At 31.5% G+C, this 23,103-nt stretch carries 21 protein-coding genes, 2 tRNA genes, 2 rRNA genes and 1 pseudogene; 24 read left to right on the forward strand and 2 right to left on the reverse strand.

What is annotated here, in order from left to right:
• The first annotated feature begins 4 nt into the window (after positions 1-4).
• Entirely contained in the window at positions 5-436 is a 432-nt protein-coding gene (locus tag AC5SL4_RS00560; protein WP_006997389.1) for a DUF1178 family protein, read from the forward strand.
• Here the strand turns inward: AC5SL4_RS00560 and ubiG are convergent.
• Entirely contained in the window at positions 433-1,155 is a 723-nt protein-coding gene (ubiG, locus tag AC5SL4_RS00565; RefSeq protein ID WP_006997388.1) for a bifunctional 2-polyprenyl-6-hydroxyphenol methylase/3-demethylubiquinol 3-O-methyltransferase UbiG, read from the reverse strand. The two genes, AC5SL4_RS00560 and ubiG, sit on opposite strands and share 4 nt — an antisense overlap.
• Positions 1,156-1,220: 65 nt before the next feature.
• Here ubiG and AC5SL4_RS00570 point away from each other — a divergent pair, with 65 nt between their 5' ends.
• The 5 genes from AC5SL4_RS00570 to AC5SL4_RS00590 are packed head-to-tail and all read left to right on the forward strand — an operon-like array spanning position 1,221 to position 5,948.
• On the forward strand, positions 1,221-2,432 hold the full coding sequence (locus AC5SL4_RS00570; RefSeq protein WP_006997387.1) for an aspartate kinase: 1,212 nt from the start codon (positions 1,221-1,223) through the stop codon (positions 2,430-2,432).
• Between the two features lie 3 nt (positions 2,433-2,435).
• Positions 2,436-3,536, forward strand: a complete 1,101-nt coding sequence (gene ispG / locus AC5SL4_RS00575; protein WP_006997386.1) for a flavodoxin-dependent (E)-4-hydroxy-3-methylbut-2-enyl-diphosphate synthase — start codon at positions 2,436-2,438, stop codon at positions 3,534-3,536.
• Positions 3,537-3,541: 5 nt separating this feature from the next.
• Entirely contained in the window at positions 3,542-4,615 is a 1,074-nt protein-coding gene (prfA, locus tag AC5SL4_RS00580; protein WP_494587358.1) for a peptide chain release factor 1, read from the forward strand.
• Position 4,616: 1 nt separating this feature from the next.
• Positions 4,617-5,459, forward strand: coding sequence for a peptide chain release factor N(5)-glutamine methyltransferase (gene prmC / locus AC5SL4_RS00585; protein WP_494587359.1), 843 nt, complete (start codon positions 4,617-4,619; stop codon positions 5,457-5,459).
• 12 nt (positions 5,460-5,471) lie between these two features.
• Positions 5,472-5,948 (forward strand): DUF4167 domain-containing protein, encoded by a 477-nt coding sequence (locus AC5SL4_RS00590; RefSeq protein WP_494587360.1) that lies wholly within the window; start codon positions 5,472-5,474, stop codon positions 5,946-5,948.
• 2 nt (positions 5,949-5,950) lie between these two features.
• Here the strand turns inward: AC5SL4_RS00590 and AC5SL4_RS00595 are convergent, their stop codons facing one another.
• A complete protein-coding gene (locus tag AC5SL4_RS00595) occupies positions 5,951-7,249 on the reverse strand; it encodes a M23 family metallopeptidase (protein WP_494587361.1) in 1,299 nt (432 codons plus the stop codon).
• 330 nt (positions 7,250-7,579) lie between these two features.
• Here AC5SL4_RS00595 and AC5SL4_RS00600 point away from each other — a divergent pair.
• The 18 genes and pseudogenes from AC5SL4_RS00600 to AC5SL4_RS00685 all read left to right on the forward strand — a co-directional run bounded on the left by AC5SL4_RS00600 (position 7,580) and on the right by AC5SL4_RS00685 (position 23,101).
• Positions 7,580-9,054: ribosomal RNA gene (locus tag AC5SL4_RS00600) — 16S ribosomal RNA — on the forward strand.
• 98 nt (positions 9,055-9,152) lie between these two features.
• Positions 9,153-9,229: transfer RNA gene (locus AC5SL4_RS00605), tRNA-Ile, on the forward strand.
• 11 nt (positions 9,230-9,240) lie between these two features.
• Positions 9,241-9,316, forward strand: a tRNA-Ala gene (locus AC5SL4_RS00610).
• A gap of 149 nt (positions 9,317-9,465) precedes the next feature.
• Positions 9,466-12,219: ribosomal RNA gene (locus AC5SL4_RS00615) — 23S ribosomal RNA — on the forward strand.
• Together the 16S and 23S rRNA genes with 2 tRNA genes alongside form the textbook arrangement of a ribosomal RNA operon.
• Positions 12,220-12,285: 66 nt before the next feature.
• A complete protein-coding gene (locus tag AC5SL4_RS00620; protein WP_494587362.1) occupies positions 12,286-13,122 on the forward strand; it encodes an N-acetylneuraminate synthase family protein in 837 nt (278 codons plus the stop codon).
• Positions 13,115-13,852: an acylneuraminate cytidylyltransferase family protein gene (locus tag AC5SL4_RS00625; protein WP_494587363.1), complete on the forward strand. Its 738-nt coding sequence runs from the start codon at positions 13,115-13,117 to the stop codon at positions 13,850-13,852. The genes AC5SL4_RS00620 and AC5SL4_RS00625 overlap by 8 nt, the downstream gene beginning before the upstream one ends.
• 76 nt (positions 13,853-13,928) lie before the next feature.
• A pseudogene (locus AC5SL4_RS00630) lies at positions 13,929-15,166 on the forward strand (aminotransferase class III-fold pyridoxal phosphate-dependent enzyme).
• On the forward strand, positions 15,156-15,581 hold the full coding sequence (locus AC5SL4_RS00635; RefSeq protein WP_494587364.1) for a VOC family protein: 426 nt from the start codon (positions 15,156-15,158) through the stop codon (positions 15,579-15,581). Before AC5SL4_RS00630 ends, AC5SL4_RS00635 begins: the two are co-directional and overlap by 11 nt.
• Before the next feature lie 4 nt (positions 15,582-15,585).
• Complete coding sequence (locus tag AC5SL4_RS00640) at positions 15,586-16,269, forward strand: class I SAM-dependent methyltransferase (protein WP_494587365.1); 684 nt, start codon at positions 15,586-15,588, stop codon at positions 16,267-16,269.
• Positions 16,270-16,271: 2 nt separating this feature from the next.
• A complete protein-coding gene (locus AC5SL4_RS00645) occupies positions 16,272-16,496 on the forward strand; it encodes a hypothetical protein (protein WP_494587366.1) in 225 nt (74 codons plus the stop codon).
• A gap of 23 nt (positions 16,497-16,519) precedes the next feature.
• Positions 16,520-16,978, forward strand: a complete 459-nt coding sequence (locus AC5SL4_RS00650) for a sugar phosphate isomerase/epimerase family protein (RefSeq protein WP_494587367.1) — start codon at positions 16,520-16,522, stop codon at positions 16,976-16,978.
• A gap of 108 nt (positions 16,979-17,086) precedes the next feature.
• Positions 17,087-17,842 (forward strand): SDR family NAD(P)-dependent oxidoreductase, encoded by a 756-nt coding sequence (locus tag AC5SL4_RS00655; RefSeq protein WP_494587368.1) that lies wholly within the window; start codon positions 17,087-17,089, stop codon positions 17,840-17,842.
• Position 17,843: 1 nt separating this feature from the next.
• Positions 17,844-18,152 carry an SDR family NAD(P)-dependent oxidoreductase gene (locus AC5SL4_RS00660; protein ID WP_494587369.1) on the forward strand — a complete coding sequence of 103 codons (309 nt, stop codon included), beginning with the start codon at positions 17,844-17,846 and terminating at the stop codon, positions 18,150-18,152.
• Positions 18,149-18,673 carry an SDR family oxidoreductase gene (locus AC5SL4_RS00665; protein WP_494587370.1) on the forward strand — a complete coding sequence of 175 codons (525 nt, stop codon included), beginning with the start codon at positions 18,149-18,151 and terminating at the stop codon, positions 18,671-18,673. Before AC5SL4_RS00660 ends, AC5SL4_RS00665 begins: the two co-directional genes overlap by 4 nt.
• A complete protein-coding gene (locus tag AC5SL4_RS00670; protein ID WP_494587371.1) occupies positions 18,651-19,406 on the forward strand; it encodes a glycosyltransferase family 2 protein in 756 nt (251 codons plus the stop codon). The genes AC5SL4_RS00665 and AC5SL4_RS00670 overlap by 23 nt, the downstream gene beginning before the upstream one ends.
• A 27-nt stretch (positions 19,407-19,433) precedes the next feature.
• Entirely contained in the window at positions 19,434-20,957 is a 1,524-nt protein-coding gene (locus AC5SL4_RS00675; protein WP_494587372.1) for an asparagine synthetase B family protein, read from the forward strand.
• A complete protein-coding gene (locus tag AC5SL4_RS00680) occupies positions 20,954-21,853 on the forward strand; it encodes an NAD-dependent epimerase/dehydratase family protein (protein WP_494587373.1) in 900 nt (299 codons plus the stop codon). Before AC5SL4_RS00675 ends, AC5SL4_RS00680 begins: the two co-directional genes overlap by 4 nt.
• 6 nt (positions 21,854-21,859) lie before the next feature.
• Entirely contained in the window at positions 21,860-23,101 is a 1,242-nt protein-coding gene (locus tag AC5SL4_RS00685) for a class I SAM-dependent methyltransferase (RefSeq protein WP_494587374.1), read from the forward strand.
• The last annotated feature ends 2 nt before the right edge of the window (positions 23,102-23,103 follow it).

Consider the following 23,103-nt stretch of genomic DNA (forward strand, 5'->3'; position numbering starts at 1 on the left):
AACCATGATCAAATACAAGCTCATATGTAAAGATTGTGAAACTACTTTTGATAGTTGGTTTTCATCGTCTAAGGAATATGAAAAACTTAAACAGAAAAAATTTTTAAATTGTCATTTTTGCAATTCCTTAAATGTTGGAAAGGACTTGATGTCTCCTAATGTGAGCACTTCAAAAAATAATTTAACAGACATTGATTCATCCAGTGAAAAATATAAAGAAATAAAAAAAACAATTTATAAATATCAAGAATTTATAAAAAAAAATTTTGAATATGTGGGAGAAAATTTTGCTTATGAGGCAAGGTCTCTACATTATAAAGACAAAAAAAAAGCCAAAGGTATTTACGGTACTGCAACAAAAAAAGATCTTAACGAGTTAAAGGAAGAGGGTATAAAAGCAGAAATACTGCCTTGGATAAAAAATACTACGAACTAATTTTTTATAAATTTTGTAATATAATTAACAGAAGTATCATTTGTTACTTTCCAGCTATTATCTAATATATTAAAATTCATTCCATCTAATTTTTTTAGAGATAGATTGTTTTTTTTACATATATCTATTAACTCACTAGGTTTAACAAATTTTTCCCAATCATGTGTTCCAATTGGAAGCCATTTTAAAATATATTCAGCACCCACTATTGCGAAAACATAAGATTTTAATGTTTTGTTAAGGGTTGCAATAAACATTATTCCATTTTTTTTCAATAATTTTGAACTTTCTTTAATAAAAAAGTCGATATCATTAACATGCTCAACTATTTCCATGTTCAAAATTACATCAAATTTTTTTTTATCTTTTAACATCTCTGGAGATGCAACTTTATAGTCAATCTTAAGTTTATTTTTTTTTGCATGAAATTTTGCAACTTCAATATTTTTCTTTGATGCATCAATGCCAACAACACTTGCTCCTAGTCTGCACATTGGTTCAGATAATAACCCTCCACCACAACCAATATCAAGTAATTTAATATTTTTTAACGGCTTATCAGATGATCTAATTTTAAAATCTTTGATAATATTTTCTTTTATATATCTAATTCTTATTGGATTAAAATTATGCAATGGTTTGAATTTACCATTAGGATCCCACCATTCTTCAGCAATTTTGGAAAATTTCTCAATTTCTTTTTTATTTATTGAATTCATAATAGATAACTTGTGGACATAACAATTAAGATGTATTTTATCAAATATAAATTACAAAATTATCAATGAAAACTGTTGTATTAAAGTTCGGTGGAACCTCCGTTGGAAGTATAGATAGAATAAAGAGCGTAGCAAAAATTATTTCCTCTTACAAAAAGAAGAAAATGGGTGTCATTGTGGTTTCATCTGCAATGAGTGGCACAACCAATGAATTAATAAAAAAAACAAAAGAATTAAGTAATACCTTTGATGCAGCAGAATATGATGTTTTGTTAGCAACAGGAGAGCAAGCAACTTGTGCATTAATTGCTGGTAGATTAAAACACCTTGGTTTTAAAGCTAGATCATGGATGTCTTGGCAGCTACCAATTATTACAGAAGGACCTTATAGCTCTTCAAGAATTAGCAAAATCAATAAAGGAAAAATACTTAGTTTCATGAAATCAGGTGGAATACCTATCATAACTGGTTTTCAAGGCATTAACTTAGAAAATAGACTTACAACACTGGGCAGAGGTGGAACTGATGCATCAGCAATAATGCTTGCAAAATTTTTTAATACTGATGCGTGTGATATCTACACTGATGTAGATGGTGTTTATACTACAGATCCAAGAAATCATTCTAAAGCCAAGAAAATTCATAAAATTTCCTACGATGAAATGTTAGAGATGGCATCATTAGGCGCAAAGGTTATGCAACCTACATCTGTGCAAGATGCAAAACTAAATAATATTAATTTTTCAGTTAAATCTTCATTTCAAAAAAAGAAAGGCACATTAATAACTGGTACAAAAAAAACCTTCAGTAATCAAATAATAACTGGAATTACTTCTACAAAAAATGATTCTAAAGTTACGATTGTAGGTGTTAAGGACAGACCAGGAGTAGCAGCTGCTGTTTTTAAACCATTATCACTTAATCAAATTAATGTTGATATGGTAGTTCAAAATATTTCTTTAAATGGAAAAGAAACAGACTTAACTTTTACAATTAAATCTGAGGATGTAAAAAAAACAGAAAAAATAATTAAACAAAATAAAAGAATTTCATTTAGAAAACTTACGTATGACAATAATGTTTCAAAAGTATCTATTATTGGTGTGGGTATGATTACAACACCAGGAATTACCTATAGAATGTTCCAAGCTTTGGCTTCAAAAAAGATTAACATAATGGTTATTTCAACTTCTGAAATTAAAATTTCAGTTTTAATTTCAAATAAACAGATAAAAAAAGCAGTAGCAGTGCTTCACAAAGAATTTAAGTTAGATTAACTTATGAGCTTAAGACCATTTAGAGACATTCATAGAAAAAAAACAAAAGTAATAAATGTTGGTGATGTAAAAATAGGTGGTGACAATCCTATTTCTGTTCAATCAATGACCAATACCTTAACAACCGATATTCAGGCCACAATAAAACAAATTAATGATATTCATGAAGAGGGTGCAGATTTGGTTAGAGTTTCTTGCCCAGATGAAGAGTCTTCATTAGCTCTTAAAGAAATTACAAAACATGTATCTGTTCCAATAATTGCTGATATTCATTTTCATTATAAAAGAGCAATAGAAGCAGCTGAAAATGGAGCAAAATGTTTAAGAATTAATCCAGGAAATATTGGTGATAAATTAAAAATATACGATGTACTTAGTGCTGCTAAAAATAATGATTGTTCTATTAGAATAGGTGTTAACGCTGGCTCTCTTGAAAAAGATATTTTAGAAAAATATAAAGAGCCATGCCCAGAAGCTTTAGTTGAAAGCGCACAAAGGAATATTAAGATTTTAGAAGATCAAGATTTTTTTAATTTTAAGATAAGTGTAAAATCTTCAGATATATTTTTATCTATTGCAGCGTATCGTCAACTATCAAAAGTTACAGATTATCCATTACACCTAGGGATTACAGAAGCTGGAAGCTTTGTATCAGGCAGTGTCAAGTCATCAATAGGTCTTGGCTCACTTTTAATGGATGGAATAGGTGATACTATAAGAATTTCTTTGTCTGATGATCCTGTTAAAGAAATTAAAATTGGTAATGAAATATTAAAGTCACTTAATTTAAGAAATAGAGGTGTAAAAATTATATCTTGTCCATCATGTGCAAGACAAGCATTCCAGGTAATTGATACGGTAAAAATATTAGAAGATAAACTTTCTCACATCAAAACTCCTTTAACATTATCGATTATTGGCTGTGTAGTTAATGGACCTGGAGAAGCAGCGATGACAGATATAGGAATTACTGGAGGTGGTAAGGGTAATAATATGCTTTATTTATCTGGCATTCAAAGTGAAAAAGTTTTATCAGAAGATATAATATCAAGAGTTGTAAGTGAAGTTGAAAAAAAAGCTGCTGAACTTGATAAAAAATTATAAATACAATGATACCTCTAAAAACTATTGAAGATTTAATATCTAAGCATTCTGTTTTAGAGAAAGAATTATCATCAGGTGAAGTGGATAAAAAACTTTTTGCTGAAAAATCAAAAGAATACTCGGATTTAAATGAGGTAATTGATGATGCTAGAAAATATTTTTCTTATGAGGGAGAAAAAAAAGATCTAGAGAAAATATTAAGCGACTCAAATAGTGATAATGAGTTTAAAGAAATGGCTGAAGTAGAATTAAAAGATTTAAAATTAGAAAACGAAACTATAGAAAAAAAATTAAAACTATTTTTATTACCAAAAGATGAAGCAGATAAAAAAAATGCAATTATAGAAATTAGAGCAGGTACCGGAGGGTTAGAGGCAAGTTTATTTGCTGCAGATCTCTTTAAGATGTATGAAAAAGTTAGTCATCAAAAAAAATGGGAATTAGAATTAATAAGTATGTCTCAGAGTGAGGCGGGGGGGCTGAAAGAAGTTATCGCATCAATTAGGGGAAAAAATATTTATTCAACATTAAAGTATGAAAGTGGAGTTCATCGTGTTCAAAGAGTTCCAGATACAGAAACTCAAGGGAGAGTTCACACTTCTGCTGCAACAGTGGCCGTACTACCAGAAGCAGAAGAGGTTGATATAAAAATAAATGATTCAGACTTAAGAATTGATGTATTTAGAGCTGGTGGCCCAGGTGGGCAATCTGTTAATACAACTGATAGTGCCGTGAGAATTACTCATATTCCAACTGGATTATCTGTATCTCAACAAGATCAAAAATCACAACACAAAAATAAAGCAAAAGGGATGTTAATTTTAAGATCAAGGCTTTATGAATTAGAAAGATCAAGAATTGAGGGCGCAAGATCTGAAGATAGAAAAAGCAAAATAGGAACTGGAGACCGTTCTGAAAGAATTAGAACATACAATTTTCCACAAGGAAGAGTAACAGACCATCGTATTAATCTAACCTTACACAAACTTGAAGCTTTTTTAGAAGGAGAAGCCTTTGATGAAATGGTAGAAAGCTTAACGCTACAAGCACAAGAAGAAAAACTGAGCAATCTTAATTAAAATGAATATAGAAAATATTCTGAAAGAAGGAATCAACATCCTACAAAAAAATAAGATAGCCAATCCTCAACTTGATAGCGAGATATTATTATCTAACTCGATTAAAAGAGATAAAAAGTATATTATTTTAAATCCTAAAGAAGTTTTGAACTCAGAGCAATTAGGAAAATTTAAAAATTTAATTGAAAGAAGAAAAAAAGGTGAACCAATTGCTTATTTAATAAATAAAAAAGAGTTTTGGAAAGATGAATTTTTTGTCAATAAAGATGTGCTAATTCCAAGACCTGATAGTGAACTAATAATAGAACAGGTTTTAAAAATTTATTCAAAAGATGATCAACTACAAATTCTCGATATTGGAACTGGATCTGGATGCATTCTTTTATCTATATTAAAAGAGAGATCTAATTTTTATGGAACTGGAATAGATATTTCTAAAAAAAGTATAAATGTAAGCAAATTTAACGCAAAACAACTAAACTTAACTAATCGAGTAAAGTTTTTTCACTCAGGTGTTGACAATTTTAATAATGGCAAATATGATATCATTGTTTCGAACCCTCCATATATTGAACAGTCAAGTTTAAAATATTTGGAAAAAGATGTAGTTAATTTTGAGCCAAAGTTAGCTTTAAGTGGTGGGTTTGATGGTTTTTCAAAAATCAGAAAAGTAATCAATAAGACAAATAATCTGATTAAGAAAAATGGTAAATTTATTTTAGAGATTGGTTTTAATCAAAAAAATAAAGTTATAAAAATATTAAAAGAAGAAGGTTTTTACGTTAACAAAGCCATAAAAGATTATGGCAACAATGATCGCTGTATAATCAGCACTAAAATTTAAATTGAAAATATTATGGTAACATTTAGAAGTAATAACAGTAATAACAATAGAAGACCTCCATTTAGAAGCAATAATAATAGAAGACCTCCATTTAGAAGCAATAATGAAGGGTCAAAATTTTCTAATAATGATAATTTTCAAAGAAAAGTTCCAGGTAGAAATAATCATAATGCGGTTAAACTTATTGAAAAATACAATGATTTAGCGAGAGAGGCTTTAGCTAATGAAGATAAAATTTTATCTGAAAATTATTTTCAACATGCGGATCACTTTACAAGAGTTCAAAACGAGCAAGAAAGCCTTAGAATGGCTAGAGTAAATTCATCTGCAACTGCAACTATTAAGCCACTAGATTCAGACAAAAAGGTTGAAGAAACTATTAAAACTGAAGCTGAAACGGTTAAAAAAGAAGTGACTGAACCTGAAGTTAAAAAAGTTGTAAAAAGTATAGATAAAAAAGTGGTTGAGAAGAAAGTCGCTGCTAGTTAATTTTATCCAATAATTAATTCTGATTTTAAAACATCTAATTTAATTTTTTCTACCTCAAATATTTCTCTTTCTTTTCCTTTAAGAGTTTTACCAGAAGGCAACTTTAATTTTTGAGAGTTAACTTTTTTTCCATTTACAACTACCTCATAATGTAGATGTGGACCTGTAGATTTTCCAGTCGACCCGACATAACCAATTATCTGACCCTGTTTTACTCTTACTCCCTCTTTTATTCCTCTAGCAAAATTTTTCATATGAGCATAAATAGTTTCATAAGTTGAATTATGTTTTATTTTAATACAATTTCCACCACCACCACACCATCTTGCTCTAGTTATCAGTCCACTTCCAGATGCCATAATAGGAGTGCCCATTGGGGCTGCAAAGTCAGTTCCTCTATGCATTTTATTAAAACCATCTATAGGATGTTTTCTCATTCCAAATGCAGAAGAAAGCCTTGCACCATTAATAGGAGTTTTCATCAATGCTTTTTCAACACTCTTACCATTTTCATCATAGTGTCCTTCACTTCCTTTTTTTTCAAAATAATATAATGCATTATTTTTTCCACTTAGCTTTAGATCTGCAAAAATAATATTACCTGTCTCAAATATTTTACCATCATCATCTTCAAACACTTCGTACATGATTTGAAAATTATCATTTTTTCTAATATCTCTTTGAAAATCAACTTGGAATCCATAAATTCTTGCAAACTCAATAATCACATTTGGCTGAACTTTCAAATCAATAGCTGTTTTATATAAACTTTGTGTAATTTTTCCTTCTTTAAAAATAATTTTTTTATTTAAATTTGTAATAATTGTTTTTTTTTCAAAAAGGTTATTATCTAGATTTCTTGTTAATTGAATTTTTTCTGTTCTAGAAACTGGAAATAAAAAAGAAGTAATTTTTTTATTATTTGATTGATCAATAGTAATTTTTATTTCAAGATTTGGCTGAAGATTATTTATATTGTAATCCGAATTTAATTTTTTTTTGATCTGATTAATTTCTTCATTTGGTATTGAGTAATTATTTAAAATTTTATCAAAAGTTTCACCACTAGAAATTTTATGATCAATATTTTTATATCTTGGAACTAGATTGTCAAAAATTTGATTAATACTTTTTTGGAAATAAATATTATTTATTAAATTTTTGTAATTTTCATCTATTAATACTTTTTTTTCGTTATAGAAACTGGTGCTTGAAATCGTAATTAACACTAGTAAGAAAAGAAAAGTAATTTCAATGTTTTTTTTTATTGTTTTTATTATTTTATTTGAACTGAATATCATCATGAACTTTGAATTATTAATTTAGTAATGACTAAAAATCAAAAAAAACCTAGTATTTATTGATATATTTGAGCATTTATTTAAATGCTAAATGCTTGATTTACTTTTATTTTAGCTTATAAGCAGCACACTTTCTCAGTAAAATTATTGTTTACTCAATAGATTAGTGAGGATTATTGGGCGTTTTAGACCCAATTAGCTATTTAAAAAGTAAAAATTTAAGAAGAGAAGTGTGGACGGTTAAGGTTACCAAAATTTGTCGTACACACTTCAAAATCGTATGGATTGTATTCTTACAATTTATATATGAAGCTAGTGTGCGCCGTTTTTTAACTTGAGAGTTTGATCATGGCTCAGAACGTACGCTGGCGGCACGCCTAACACATGCAAGTCGAACGAAGTAGCAATACTTAGTGGCAGACGGGTGAGTAACATGTGGGTATCTACCCTTTGGCCTGGAATAACACGAGGAAACTTGTGCTAATACCGGATAAGTCTTTACGGAGAAAGCTTTATGCACCATTGGATGAGCCCGCACTTGATTAGTTTGTTGGTAGGGTAATGGCCTACCAAGACTATGATCAATAGCTGATTTGAGAGGATGATCAGCCACATTGGGACTGAGACACGGCCCAAACTCCTACGGGAGGCAGCAGTGGGGAATCTTGCACAATGGAGGAAACTCTGATGCAGCGATGCCGCGTGAGTGAAGAAGGCCTTTGGGTTGTAAAGCTCTTTCGTCGGGGAAGAAAATGACTGTACCCGAATAAGAAGGTCCGGCTAACTTCGTGCCAGCAGCCGCGGTAATACGAAGGGACCTAGCGTAGTTCGGAATTACTGGGCTTAAAGAGTTCGTAGGTGGTTGAAAAAGTTGGTGGTGAAATCCCAGAGCTTAACTCTGGAACTGCCATCAAAACTTTTCAGCTAGAGTATGATAGAGGAAAGCAGAATTTCTAGTGTAGAGGTGAAATTCGTAGATATTAGAAAGAATACCAATTGCGAAGGCAGCTTTCTGGATCATTACTGACACTGAGGAACGAAAGCATGGGTAGCGAAGAGGATTAGATACCCTCGTAGTCCATGCCGTAAACGATGTGTGTTAGACGTTGGAAATTTATTTTCAGTGTCGCAGGGAAACCGATAAACACACCGCCTGGGGAGTACGACCGCAAGGTTAAAACTCAAATGAATTGACGGGGACCCGCACAAGTAGTGGAGCATGTGGTTTAATTCGAAGATACGCGCAGAACCTTACCAACACTTGACATGTTCGTCGCGACTCTAAGAGATTAGAGTTTTCGGTTCGGCCGGACGAAACACAGGTGCTGCATGGCTGTCGTCAGCTCGTGTCGTGAGATGTTGGGTTAAGTCCCGCAACGAGCGCAACCCTCACTTTTAGTTGCCATCATTAAGTTGGGCACTCTGAAAGAACTGCCAGTGATAAGCTGGAGGAAGGTGGGGATGACGTCAAGTCCTCATGGCCCTTACGTGTTGGGCTACACACGTGCTACAATGGCATCTACAACAGGAAGCAAAACGGCAACGTTAAGCAAATCCCGAAAAGATGCCTCAGTTCGGATTGCACTCTGCAACTCGAGTGCATGAAGCTGGAATTACTAGTAATCGTGGATCAGCGTGCCACGGTGAATGCGTTCCCGGGTCTTGTACACACCGCCCGTCACACCATGGGAGTTGGTTCTACCTTAAGGCAAGGTTTTAAACCCTTGACCACGGTATAGTCAGCGACTGGGGTGAAGTCGTAACAAGGTAGCCGTAGGGGAACCTGCGGCTGGATTACCTCCTTTCTAAGGATGAGTGAAAGTAAAATTTCACTCTAAATAATATACATCGGTAATGTTGACCGTCCTCATTTCTCTTCTTAAAGTAATGTTTCCTTCTTGTAGGGCCGGTAGCTCAGTTGGTTAGAGCACACCCTTGATAAGGGTGGGGTCGAAAGTTCGAGTCTTTCTCGGCCCACCAAAAACCTAAATGGGGGATTAGCTCATCTGGGAGAGCGCCTGATTTGCATTCAGGAGGTAGCAGGTTCGATCCCTGTATCCTCCACCAGGAAACATTTAGTTATTAAAACTGTAAATAAAAATAATTTATATCAATATCTATATCCGAACATTAAAAGTTATTATTTAATGTTCAAAATAAAAATTTGATCACAACATAGATAAATTTTCTGTTAAAAGAATTTTTTTCTGTGCATAAATCAAGCGTTTAAGGGCGTGTAGTGGATGCCTTGGCACTGAAAGCCGATGAAGGACGTGATATACTGCGATAAGTTTCGGGGAGCTGTATGTAAGCTTTGATCCGAAAATTTCCGAATGGGGAAACCCACCACTTTATGTGGTACTTTAAACTGAATACATAGGTTTAAAGAGACAACCTGGAGAACTGAAACATCTAAGTAACCAGAGGAAAAGAAATCAATTGAGATTCCGTTAGTAGTGGCGAGCGAACGCGGAGTAGGCCAGTAGTTTTGTTAGAAAAATTTGAATAGTTTGGAAATGCTAACCATAGAGGGTGATAGTCCCGTATGAGTAATGTCTAACAAAATTCTTGAGTAAAGCGGGACACGAGAAATCCTGCTCGAATATAGGGGGACCACCCTCTAAGCCTAAATACTCTTCAGTGACCGATAGTGAACTAGTACCGTGAGGGAAAGGTGAAAAGAACCCCTATTAGGGGAGTGAAATAGAACCTGAAACTGCATGCCTACAATCAGTCCGAGCCCTTTTTAGGGTGAGGGCGTACCTTTTGTATAATGGGTCAGTGACTTAATTTATTAAGCAAGCTTAAGCCATCTAGGTGTAGGCGCAGCGAAAGCAAGTCTTAATAGGGCGATTAGTTTAATGAATTAGACCCGAAAACGAATGAGCTTACCATGAGCAGGTTGAAAGTTGGGTAACACCAACCGGAGGACCGAACCAGTTGACGTTGAAAAGTCTTTGGATGACTTGTGGTAAGGGGTGAAAGGCCAACCAAATTCGTAGATAGCTGGTTTTCCGCGAAAACTATTTAGGTAGTGCGTCGAATAAATAGATGTTTAGAGGTAGAGCACTAAATGGGCTAGGGGGAAGAGATTCTTACCAAACCTAATAAAACTCCGAATGCTAGACATTGTTCTTCGGCAGACAGACTGTGGGTGCTAAGGTCCATGGTCGAGAGGGAAAGAGCCCAGACCACCAGATAAGGTCCCAAAATCATGATTAAGTGTGAAAGGATGTGGAAATTCCTTAACAGCCGGGAGGTTGGCTTAGAAGCAGCCATCCTTTAAAGATAGCGTAACAGCTCACCGGTCTAATAGAGTTTCTGCGCCGAAGATGTAACGGGGCTAAAATCATGTACCGAATCTGTGGCTTTGCAAAGTTTTCGAACTTTGTAAGGGGTAGCGGAACGTTCTGTAAGCCTGTGAAGGGATACCCGTGAGGGATCCTGGAGGTATCAGAAGTGCGAATGCTGACATAAGTAACGATAAACGAAGTGAAAAACTTCGTCGCCGAAAATCTAAGGGTTTCTATGCAAGGTTAATCCGCGTAGAGTTAGTCGGCACCTAAGGCGAGGGCGAAAGCCGTAGTCGATGGAAACAAGGTTAATATTCCTTGACCTGATGGTAGTGACGGATTTCGTAAGTTGTGAGTTCTTAATGGATTGAACTTGCCGCGAAGAGGTCCCAAGAAATAGCTCCATCATGAAGACCGTACCCGAAACCGACACAGGTAGATTAATAGAGTATATTTAGGCGCTTGAGAGAATGATGTTGAAGGAACTCGGCAAAATGCTTCCGTAACTTCGGGATAAGGAAGACCCTTTTGTAGGCAACTATAGAAGGGTGGCACAAGCCAGGGAGAAGCGACTGTTTATCAAAAACACAGGGCTCTGCTAACACGTAAGTGGATGTATAGGGTCTGACGCCTGCCCGGTGCTGGAAGGTTAATGCGGTTGGTGCAAGCTAACTTCTGAAGCCCCAGTAAACGGCGGCCGTAACTATAACGGTCCTAAGGTAGCGAAATTCCTTGTCGGGTAAGTTCCGACCTGCATGAATGGCGTAACGATTTCTCCGCTGTCTCCAACATCAACTCAGTGAAATTGAATTCTCCGTGAAGATGCGGAGTTCGCGTAGTTAGACGGAAAGACCCCGTGCACCTTTACTGCAACTTTACATTGGTGTTAGGAAAAACATATTTAGCATAGGAGGGAGACTTTGAAGCAAAGGCGTCAGCTTTTGTGGAGTCACCAGTGAAATACCTCTTTTGTTTTTCTTGACATCTAACCGCTAGCCGTCATCCGGCAGCGAGACATTGTATGGTGGGTAGTTTGACTGGGGCGGTCGCCTCCCAAATAGTAACGGAGGCGTGCGAAGGTAGGCTCAGAACGGTCAGAAATCGTTCGTAGAGTGCAATGGCATAAGCCTGCCTGACTGTGAGACTGACAAGTCGAGCAGAGACGAAAGTCGGTCATAGTGATCCGGTGCTTCTGAGTGGAAGGGGCATCGCTCAACGGATAAAAGGTACGCCGGGGATAACAGGCTGATACTGCCCAAGAGCTCATATCGACGGCAGTGTTTGGCACCTCGATGTCGGCTCATCACATCCTGGGGCTGGAGCAGGTCCCAAGGGTTTGGCTGTTCGCCAATTAAAGTGGTACGTGAGCTGGGTTCAGAACGTCGTGAGACAGTTCGGTCCCTATCTGCTATGCGTGTAGAAGAATTGAGAGGAGTTGACCCTAGTACGAGAGGACCGGGTTGAACATACCACTGGTGGACCTGTTGTGGCGCCAGCCGCAGTGCAGGGTAGCTAAGTATGGAAGAGATAACTGCTGAAAGCATCTAAGCGGGAAACTCACCTCAAAACTAGTTCTTCCTATAGAGCCGTGGTAGACCACCACGTTGATAGGCTGGATGTGGAAGCGCAGTAATGCGTGTAGCTGACCAGTACTAATAGCTCAATTGGCTTGATTTATGCACTGAAAAAAATTTTAAAGAAATTATAAGATGATATAAAAACTAAACCTTAATTATAATATTTATGTATATTTACCTAATAGCTGAAATTGGAATAAATCATAATGGGAACATTGAAATTGCAAAAAAACTCATTAAGGAGTCTGCTGAGGCAGGCTTTGATGCGGTTAAGTTTCAGAAAAGAACAATAGAAAAAGTTTATACAAAAGAATATCTAGCATCAGATAGAAAAAGTCCCTGGGGAAAAACTCAAAGGGAGCAAAAAGAAGGTTTAGAATTTAATTTTGTACAGTATAAAGACCTAAAAAAATATTCTGAAGAAAATGGAGTGGATTTTTTTGCATCAGCTTGGGATATAGATTCTCAAATATTTCTTAGAAAATTAGGAATCAAATTCAATAAAGTTGCATCTCCGATGCTTGGTCATGTACCTTTGTTAAAAGAAATAGCTAGTGAAAAAAAAAAAACATTTATTTCTACTGGAATGTCCACTCTGGAAGAAATTGCTTCAGTTGTAGACTTATTTAAAAAAAGTAATTGTCCATTTGAATTAATGCACTGTAATAGCACATATCCGATGGATGAAGTTCAAGCAAATTTAAAATGTATTTTAACTTTAAAAGAAAAATTTAAATGTGATGTTGGGTATTCTGGACATGAAAGCTCACTTTTGAAAGTATGTAGCGCAGCAGTAGCGCTCGGCGCATCTAGTATTGAAAGACATATAACTTTAGATAGAGCAATGTATGGCAGTGATCAGGCAGCTTCAATAGAGACTCATTCCTTAAAAAATTTTGTTGAAACAATAAGAAAAATTCCTGAAATTATTGGTGATGGTAAAAAAAAACTTTCTGATACAGAATTAGTTACAAGAAAAAAGTTGCGTATTGATATTGAATAATATTAAAATTATATCATTTATACCAGCAAGATCTGGATCAAAAGGCATTAAAGACAAAAATTTAACCAAGTTAAATAACAAAGCAATTATTCACTGGGCAATAGAAACTTCTTTAAAATCAAAATTAATAGAACAAACCTTTTTTTCATCTAATTCTTCGAAATATATAAAACTTGCAAAGAAGTATAGCTCAATATTTTTAATTAAAAGATCACCCAAACTTTCAAAAGATTTTTCAATAGACTATGATGTTATAAAGGACTTTTTAAAATTCTTGCATAATATAAATATTTTTCCAGATATTATAGTACATCTAAGACCAACCACTCCTATTAGAGATGCAAAAGTTGTAGATGAAGCTATTAGATTTTTTTTGAAAAATAAAAAATATTCCTCTTTGAGATCTGTTCATAAAATGTCTGAAACTGCGTATAAATCACTGAAGATATCAAAAAATGGAAATTTAGTTCCCAGTATAGGCAATTATAAAAGTCTTGATCAAATAAATTTATCTAGACAATTATATCCTGAAACATATCAAGCAAATGGATATGTAGACATCTATAGAGTGAAAAATTTTTTAAAAAATAGATCTCTTTTAGGAAAAAATTCCTTTCCATTTATTACTGGTTTTCAGGCAGAATTAGACACTCCTGAAGATTTAAAATTTTTAAAATTTATGTTAAATCTTGATGTTAAAAAAAATGATAGTAATAAAAACAAAAAATAGGTTAATAAAAACCATAATACCTGCGCCAGGGACACAAATAATTATTGATAAACTAAACAAAGTGGAATCAAGATCTATGCATGGACAGCTTCCAATTGTTTGGTCTAAAGCAAAAAATTATTCTGTGTATGATATTAAGGGAAATAAGTTTATAGATTTTACGTCAACTATTTTTGTAGCTAATATAGGCCATTCAAATAAAAACTTAATTAGACAAATAAAATCTCAATTAAACATACCATTAGTAAACACATATGCTTATGCAAATAAAATAAGATACAACTACCTTAATGAGCTAATTAAATTTACAGGTTTAAAAAATATGAAAGCCTTTTTGATGTCCTCGGGAACTGAGTCTACAGAAGCTGCACTTAAAATAATGAGAATGTATGGACAAAAAATTAAAAAAAGAAAAAATGGAATAGTTTGCTTTGAAGGTAATTGGCACGGAAGAACATTAGGCTCACAGATGATGGGTGATAATAAAGATCAAAAAAATTGGATAAATCATATTGATAAAGACATTCATCATTTCCCATTTCCTTACCCATGGCTGATGAATAAACAAAACTGTAAACAAATTTTAGATATGGGACTAAAAAAATTAAAGAATAAAAATTTAGATATAAAAAAAGATATTAGTGGTATTATGCTCGAGTCTTTTCAAGGATGGGGAGCAATTTTTTACCCAAAAGAATTTATTAGATTAATTAAAAAAATTGCAAAAAAAAATAAAATTTTAATCTGTTTTGATGAAATGCAGGCAGGATTTGCAAGAACTGGAAAACGTTTTGGTTTTGAAAATTATAATATTAAACCTGATTTAATTTGTTGTGGAAAAGGAATGGGTGGAGGATATCCTATTTCTGGCTTAATTGGAAAGTCCTATTTAATGGATTTACCTTCTATTGGGAATATGAGTAGCACTCATTCAGCCAACCCACTTTCATGCGCAGCTGGCCTAGCTGTAATCAAAGAAATAAAAAAAAAAAGCTTTTATCTGAAACTACGAAAAAAGGAAAACTTTTATTTGATCTTTTAAAAAAAATTAAAAAACAAAATAAAGATTCAATATCTTATGTCTTAGGTAAAGGATTAATTGCTGCAATTATATTTAATAAAAATTTACCAAATGTTAATAAGTTAGTAACTCAAGTAGTTTATGAGTGTATGTATAATGGTTTATTAGTTGTACATACTGGAAGAGAGTCAATAAAAATAGGGCCACCTTTAACGATTTCAAATGATGCTATAATAGAAGGTGTAAATGTAATAGAAAATTCCATTAAGAAAGTTTTTAGCAATGAACATTAGACATGTTGGATTGGTAGTAAAAGATTTAAATTCATCACTCAAATTTTGGAGGGGATTACTTGGATTTAAAATATTAAAAAGAAATGAAGAGAACGGAGAAGCTATCGACAATATTTTAAAAATAAAAAATTGCAGAATCACAACAGTAAAATTAACAGATAAAAATAAAAATATTTTAGAACTCATTAAATTTAAAAATCAGAAATATCAAACAAGAAGAGCCATTTTTACTCACAGCAATGGTTTTACACATATTGCTCTAACGATTAAAAATCTAGATCAATTATATAATAAGCTAAAAAAAAAAATAATTTTTAATTGTCCACCTCAAATATCAAAAGACAAAAAAGTTAAATTGACGTACCTGAAAACACCTGAAGGTGCATTTCTAGAGTTAGTTGAGGAATTAAAATAATTTTATGAATAAAAATTATATAGACGTTGTCTATAATAACTCCACTAGACCTTTTACAGATTATCCAAGCAAACTTAGTAAATTTTTATATAAAAAATATAATTTAAAAAAAGGTGATAAACTTTTAGAGGTTGGTTGTGGAAGAGGAGAATTTTTAAAAGGGTTTGTTGAATTAGGAATAGATGGTTATGGTGTTGATCAAACTGATAATGCTAAGAAGATTTGTTTGAATTCTGAAATAAAAATTGCAAATTTAGAAAATGAATTTTTACCCTATGAGGATAACTTTTTTGATGTAATTTATTCCAAATCAGTAGTTGAACATTTTTTCTATCCAGAAAAACTCTTCAAGGAAATGCATAGAGTGTTAAAGCCGGGAGGAATAATTTTGACATTAACACCTGATTGGGAAAATACGTATACCATTTTTTATGAGGATTATACGCACAGAACACCTTTCACTTATAATTCTTTAAAAGATATTCAATCCATAGCTGGCTTCAATGAAATAAAAGTTGAAAAATTTACGCAACTCCCTATTTTATGGAAAAAAAAAAGTTACATATGGATACTTAAAATATTGTCATTTTTAACAAATACATTTTTAGTTCCGGAGAAATTAAAATTTTTTAAATGGGTTAAGTTTTCAAAAGAGATAATGCTTTTATCTTCAGCAAAAAAGAAATAATTATGAAAATAGGTTTTATGCAAGGAAGACTGTCTCCAATTTATAGAAATAAAATTCAATCTTTTCCTTGGAACAACTGGAAAAAAGAATTTAGAGTTGCAAATTCGTTAAGAATAAAAATAATGGAATGGACTATTGATAGTTTTAAATTTCACTCAAATCCTATTTTTTCAAAAAAAGGAATAAGAGAAATACAATTACTTAAAAAAAAAATAACATCAAAATAAATAGTATTACAGCAGATTATTTCATGGAGAAACCTTTTTGGAAAAATCAAAATCAAAAAAATGTTAAATTGCGAAATGATCTAACAAAATTAATTAATGCTTGTGAATTGCTTAAAATAAAATACATAGTTATTCCAATAATTGATAATGGTTCATTTAAAGATGAAAGTGAACAAAGATATTTGATTAATTATCTTAATTTAATTAAAAAAACTTTATTCAAAAAAAAAATACAAATTATATTTGAAACCGATATGCCACCAAAAAAAGTTTTAAGTTTTATTAAAAAACTTGATGATAAAATATTTGGTATTAATTATGATATAGGAAACAGTGTTGGCTTAGGTTATAAATTAGATAATGAATTTAAAATTTATGGTAAATACGTAAAGAATGTTCATCTCAAAGACAAAAAAAAAAAGGAGTATCTACAAGATTTGGTAATGGTGATGCAAATTTTAAAAACTTATTTAAAATATTAAAAAGATATAAATACAAAGGAAATTATATTTTACAGTCTGCAAGAGCAAAAAAAGCAAAAAATCAGATTAATGAATTGGTGTATAATCTTAATTTCATAAAAAATATTTATGAAAAAAAATAAAAAAAAAATCTTAATCACAGGGTCTTCAAGTGGTTTGGGATGGGAAATTGCCAAACATTTTTATAATAATAATTATCTAGTTGGAATTAATGGGAGAAATATTAAAAAATTAAAACAGATTAAAAAAAAATATTTAGATATAAGCATTAATCATGGTGACTTATCTAACTACAGAAGTTCAAAAAATGTAATTCAAAATTTTATAAAAGAAAATGGAAGTTTAGATACATTAGTTTGTAATGTTGGTAATGGAGATGTAAAGAAAATAAAAGAAAAAAAGAATATTAATATTTGGAAAAAAATGTTTGATTTAAATTTTTGGAGTACAATTAATGCAATTGATAATGCGCTTCCTTATTTGAAAAAGACAAAAGGTAGAATTATATGCATCTCATCTATATGTGGATTAGAAAACATAGAAGGCGCCCCTATCAGCTATTCAGTTGCAAAAAGTGCTTTAAATACTTTCGTAAAAAATTACTCATTCGAAGTTGGGAAATTTGGTATAAAAATAAATGCAGTAGTACCTGGAAATTTAATGTTTAGGGGATCAACTTGGAGCCAAAAAATAAAAAAAGATAAAAAAAAGACAATGGAATATATAAATAAAAATGTTCCCCTAGCAAAATTTGGTAAAGTATCTGATATAATATCAATGATAGAGTATCTTGACAGTGAAAAGTCAAGTTTTGTAACAGGTTCTTTAATAACTATTGATGGTGGGCAGACGAAAGGATTTTAATTTGAAATTAAAAAAATTTGATAATTCAGGCAAGTATTCAATTATTACAGGGGCTGCTGGGCTGTTGGGTAAAATGCATGTAGAAGCTTTGTTAGAAACTAATTCAAATATCATAGCTTTAGATAAAAATGTTAAAGGCCTAAAAAAACTTAAAGAAAACTTCGAAAATAAGTTTAAAGATAAAAAAATATTAGTCTTTAATCTAGATATTACTAAAGAAAAAGAAATAATTAAAATATCAAAAGTTTTAATAAAAAAAAAATTTTTCCAGAAATACTTATTAATAATGCTGGAGATAATCCTAAAGTGAAAAAAAGCTTAAAGAATAAAGGTTTTCACAGGTTAGAAAGCTTTGAAAAAAAGATTTGGGATCAAAATTTAAAAATTAACCTTACCTCATATTTTTTAATGATAAAAATTTTTGGAACTTTGATGGCAAAAAAAAACAAAGGGGTTATTATCAACATTGCTTCTGATTTAGGACTTATCGCACCAAATCAAAACTTATACAAATCAAAAAATAGATCATATTTTAATCAACCTGTAAAACCAATTACTTATTCTATTTCAAAACACGCCATACTAGGTTTAACTAAATATGTTTCAACTTATTGGTCTGATAAAAGTGTTAGATGTAATACAATATCTCCAGGTGGAGTTTTAAATAATCAATCCAAGTCTTTTTTAAGTAAAGTAAGCAAACAAATACCACTAGGTCGGTTAGCTTCGGCTGATGAATATAAATCTACCATACAATTTATGTGTTCAGATGCTTCATCTTACATGAATGGTCAAAATATAGTTGTGGATGGTGGAAGGTCAATATGGTAAAAAATATATGAAATTTGTTGGGCTAGTACTAACTTATAACTGTGAAGCTTTTTTAGAGAAAACCATAAAAAATTTACCTTTAGATGAATTAGATAACATTCTTTTCACCGATGATGGATCAACAGATAAAACAATTGAAATACTAAAAAGAAATAATTTAAATTATATTCAAAATTCACATCTAGGATATGGAGGAAATTTGTTAAATGGTTTAAAAAAAGCTTTTTTAGATGGAGCAACTCATGTAGTAGAATTACATGGAGACGGACAGTATCTAAATAATAATTTTAAAGAAATAAAAGAGAAATTTAATCAAAATAGTGACTTAGTTTTGGGAGATAGATTCTATGATAAGTGTAAAACTTTCAAATCTGGAATGCCATTTCATATTTTTATCGGAAATTTATTTTTGTCTTTTTTAGCTAAATTAGGATTAGGTTTTCATCTAAACGACTTTTTCCCTGGCTTTCGTGCATATAGCAAAAAATTTTTTGAAAATATTCAACATTATGATTTGTCAGATGGATACCAGTTTAGTTTTGAAATAATTGCAATTTCAAAATTATTAAATCTAAAAATTTCATCTGTACCTTCTGAGTGTAATTATAAAGACATAAAACAAACAGCACCCTTGTGGTATATATTTCCGTGCATTTATAATCTTATACTTAGAAGTATTCAGTTTAGACTAGCAAAAATTGGAATAAAAACTTCTGTATTTAAATCTAATTAACCTTATAAAACAAATATAAATTTAATTATGTGCAGTATCGCAGGATATATCAGTGGGAATAAAAGCGAAGTCAAAAGAATGCTCGATTCAATGGTTCACAGAGCTCCAGATGATATTGGAATGTTTCAAGACTCTAACTTAAGTATGGGAATGGGAAGACTTAAGATTATTGACTTAAAATCTGAGAATTTATGTCCTATGGAGACTGATGAATTTGTTTTATGTTATAATGGCGAAATTTATAACTTTCTTGAATTAAGGAATACGCTTAAGAAAAAATATAATTTTAAGACTTTGTCTGACACAGAGGTTTTATTATACAGCTGGAAAGAGTGGGGCACAAAAGTGTTTGATAAATTAAATGGTATGTTTGCTTTTGCTATTTATGACAAAAAAAAACAAAAAATTTACTTAGCACGTGATATTCCAGGAGAAAAACCTCTTTATTATTATAATGATGAAAAAAAATTTATCTTTGCCTCTGAAGCAAAAGCTTTGACAAAAGTAGTTTCTTTAAAAAAAAATAAAAATAATATTTTTTACAAAAATTTTCAACATTTTTTAAATAACACCATGTTTAAAAATGTTTTTCAATTACCTGCAGCACATTATTTGGAATATGATTTAATAAAAAAAAAATTTCATATTCAGGAATACTGGAAATTTAAGAAGAAAAAAATAAATGTAAAAACTGCTGATGAAGAATTAGAATATTTACTTAAAAACTCAATAAAATTAAGACTTAGAAGTGATGTTCCAACGGGCATCTATCTATCTGAAGGTTTAGATTCTAATTTGATAGCGTCATTTCACAAGTTTAAGTCTAAATTTTATTTTGACGACTCAAAAAATTGGAAAAACGATTTTTATAAAAAAATTAATAAAATTGTTCATCATCTTGATTTTCCTGTTGGTTCGCTTTCATCATATCCTTTATGGAAACTTGCAGAGAAAGCTAAAAAAAATGATATAAAAGTAATTTTATCTGGGGAAGGTGCAGATGAAATTTTTTCTGGGTATGTAAGATATCTCCCAATTTCATTACAATGGGAGCTAGAAAATAAGTATAAATCATATAAACCTTTATTCAAAAAATTTTATAACTCTTATTTAGATAGCTTTTCTAGAATAACAGCAAGATCAGAAGATCATGACTACGTAAAAATAAAAATAAAAGAATACTTTGAAATGTTTGATGATCCAATTAATGCAATGGGTTTTTCAGATTTCAAATTAATTATGCCAAGTCTTTTACAAATGGGAGATAGAATGTCAGCTGCTTTTGGTATAGAAAATAGGTGTCCTTATCTAGATAAAAACATTATAGAATTCGGATATAGTTTGCCTCCTGAATTAAAAATTAATGGGTTAAGGCAAAAAATAATGTTAAGAAATCTTGCTGAGAAAAGAAAAGTTTTAAAACCTCTTCATTTTGAAAAAAAAGGTTTGACGATAAGATTTAATACCTGGTTTAAAAGAACAGATTGGGATAGGTCTTATTATTTTATTTTGTTGAATAAAATTTGGAATTTGTTATATAAACACTCATGAATTTCAAAGTTTTAGTAACTGGCAGTTCTGGTTTTATAGCACCACATATCTTAGGTGAATGTAAATTAAAGGGTTGGTCAGCATGGGGAATTGACATATTGGACGCTGAAGATATGAACAAAGTTTCAGGTGTAGAATATGTGAAAAAAAATATTTTTGATCTTACCTCCTCTGATTTAGAAGGAACTGATTTTATAGCTCATATGGCATTTGTAACAAATATACCTAGTTCTATAAAAAGACCCGTAGAAAGCACCTATGAAAATATTGATATGACTGCACATTTATTAAATGAAGCTACTAAAGCAGGTGTGAAAAAAGTAGTTTTTCCATCAACAGCATCTCTTTATGGTAATAACAGTATTCCATGGAAAGAGGGAATGTCAGCCGATCCTATTGAACCTTATAGTTTTCAAAAGCTTTCATGTGAATATCTACTCAAAATGTGGAAAGCTAGATATGATTTGCCAACTACTTCACTACGATTGTACCAAGTTTATGGAGAAAATCAAAGACCCGATACAGCTTTATCAGCGTTTATGAGAGCAAAGAAAAGTGGAAAGCCAATTACACTTACAGAGACAACTGCTCAATCATCATTCAGAACTGGCAGAAGAGATTTTATATATGTAAAAGATGTAGCAAAAGCATTTTTAGCAACTATGGTATCAGATAAAACTGGACAAGGTGAAATTATAAATATAGGAACTGGAAAAATGCATACAATGGAACAGATTGCTAATACAATCGGAGGAGAAGTAGTATTTATTCCAAAAAGAAATTTTGAAGTTGAGGCGCATCAAGCAGATATGACAAGATGTTTTGAGCTTTTAAATTGGAGACCTAATACTGAAGTTCTTCCATGGCTAAAAGAATTTGTAGCAAACTCAAAGTAATTAACCATGAAAAAATTTAAAGTTATAAAAAATTTAACTTGTAGAATGTGTTCATCCACAAAATTCTATGAAGTGATTAATATAGGCATGCACCCATTGGTAAATAGCTTGATAGCTAAGAAAGATCTAAAAAAAAAAGATCCAGTATTCCCAATTAAAGTAAGACAGTGCAAAGAATGTAAATTAGTGCAATTAACAGAGATAATCGACGCAAACGAAATTTACAAAAATGTTGATTATCTTTACTTTTCCTCAGATATGCCAGCTTTAGACAAATATTTTTTACCTTATGCAAATGAAATAAAAAAGCGATTTTTAAAAAAAAAAGACTTTGTTGTGGAAATAGGAAGTAATGATGGAGTTATGTTAAAAAATTTCAAAAATTATAAACATTTAGGAGTGGACCCTGCAACAAATGTTGTTATTAGAGCATTAAGCAATAAAATAAACACGCTTCCGTTATTCTTTACTAAAAATATTGCAAATAAAATTCGAAGAGAGTATGGACCAGCTAATGTAATTTATGGAAATAATTGTATTGCACATTTAGATGGGCTAAGAGATTTGACCTCTGGTGTTTATGACCTTTTAGATAAAAAAGGTGTTTTTATAATAGAATGCAATTATTGGGGAGGAATGGTAAAGCAAACAAATTACTCACTAATTTATCACGACCATTATTCATATTTTTCTTTAAAAGTTTGGATGAAATTTGCAAAAAAATATAAACTTAACGTTTTTGATGCTACTGTAACTCCTGCTCAGGGTGGTAGTTTGAGACTATTCCTATCAAAAAACAAAAGACAAATAACAAAAAGGTGTAAAGATCTTTTAAACGAAGAAAACAAATCAAATCTAAATTCATTTGAGGTATCTAAAAAATATAGAGATAGCGTTTTGAGCACTGCCAAAGAGTTAAAGAATTTAATAACTAAACTTATAAAACAAAATAAAAAAATTGCTGGGTATGGAGCTGCTGCAAAGGGAATGACTATATTAAAATGTTCAGGAATTGGAAAAGAACTTTCATATTTCGTTGACGACTCTCCTGCAAAACAAGGACTTTTCTCACCAGTTGATCATGTTCCAATTATATCTAGAAAAAAAGCTCAAAAAAAACTACCAGATTATTTTATAATCCTTGCTCCGAATTATAGTGAAGTAATAATGTCAAAAGAAAAAAATTTCATTAAGAATGGTGGAAAATTTATTGTTCCTAAAGATGGAATACATATACTCCCATCTTAATT

This window comes from Candidatus Pelagibacter sp. PS_02 (genome assembly GCF_059418065.1).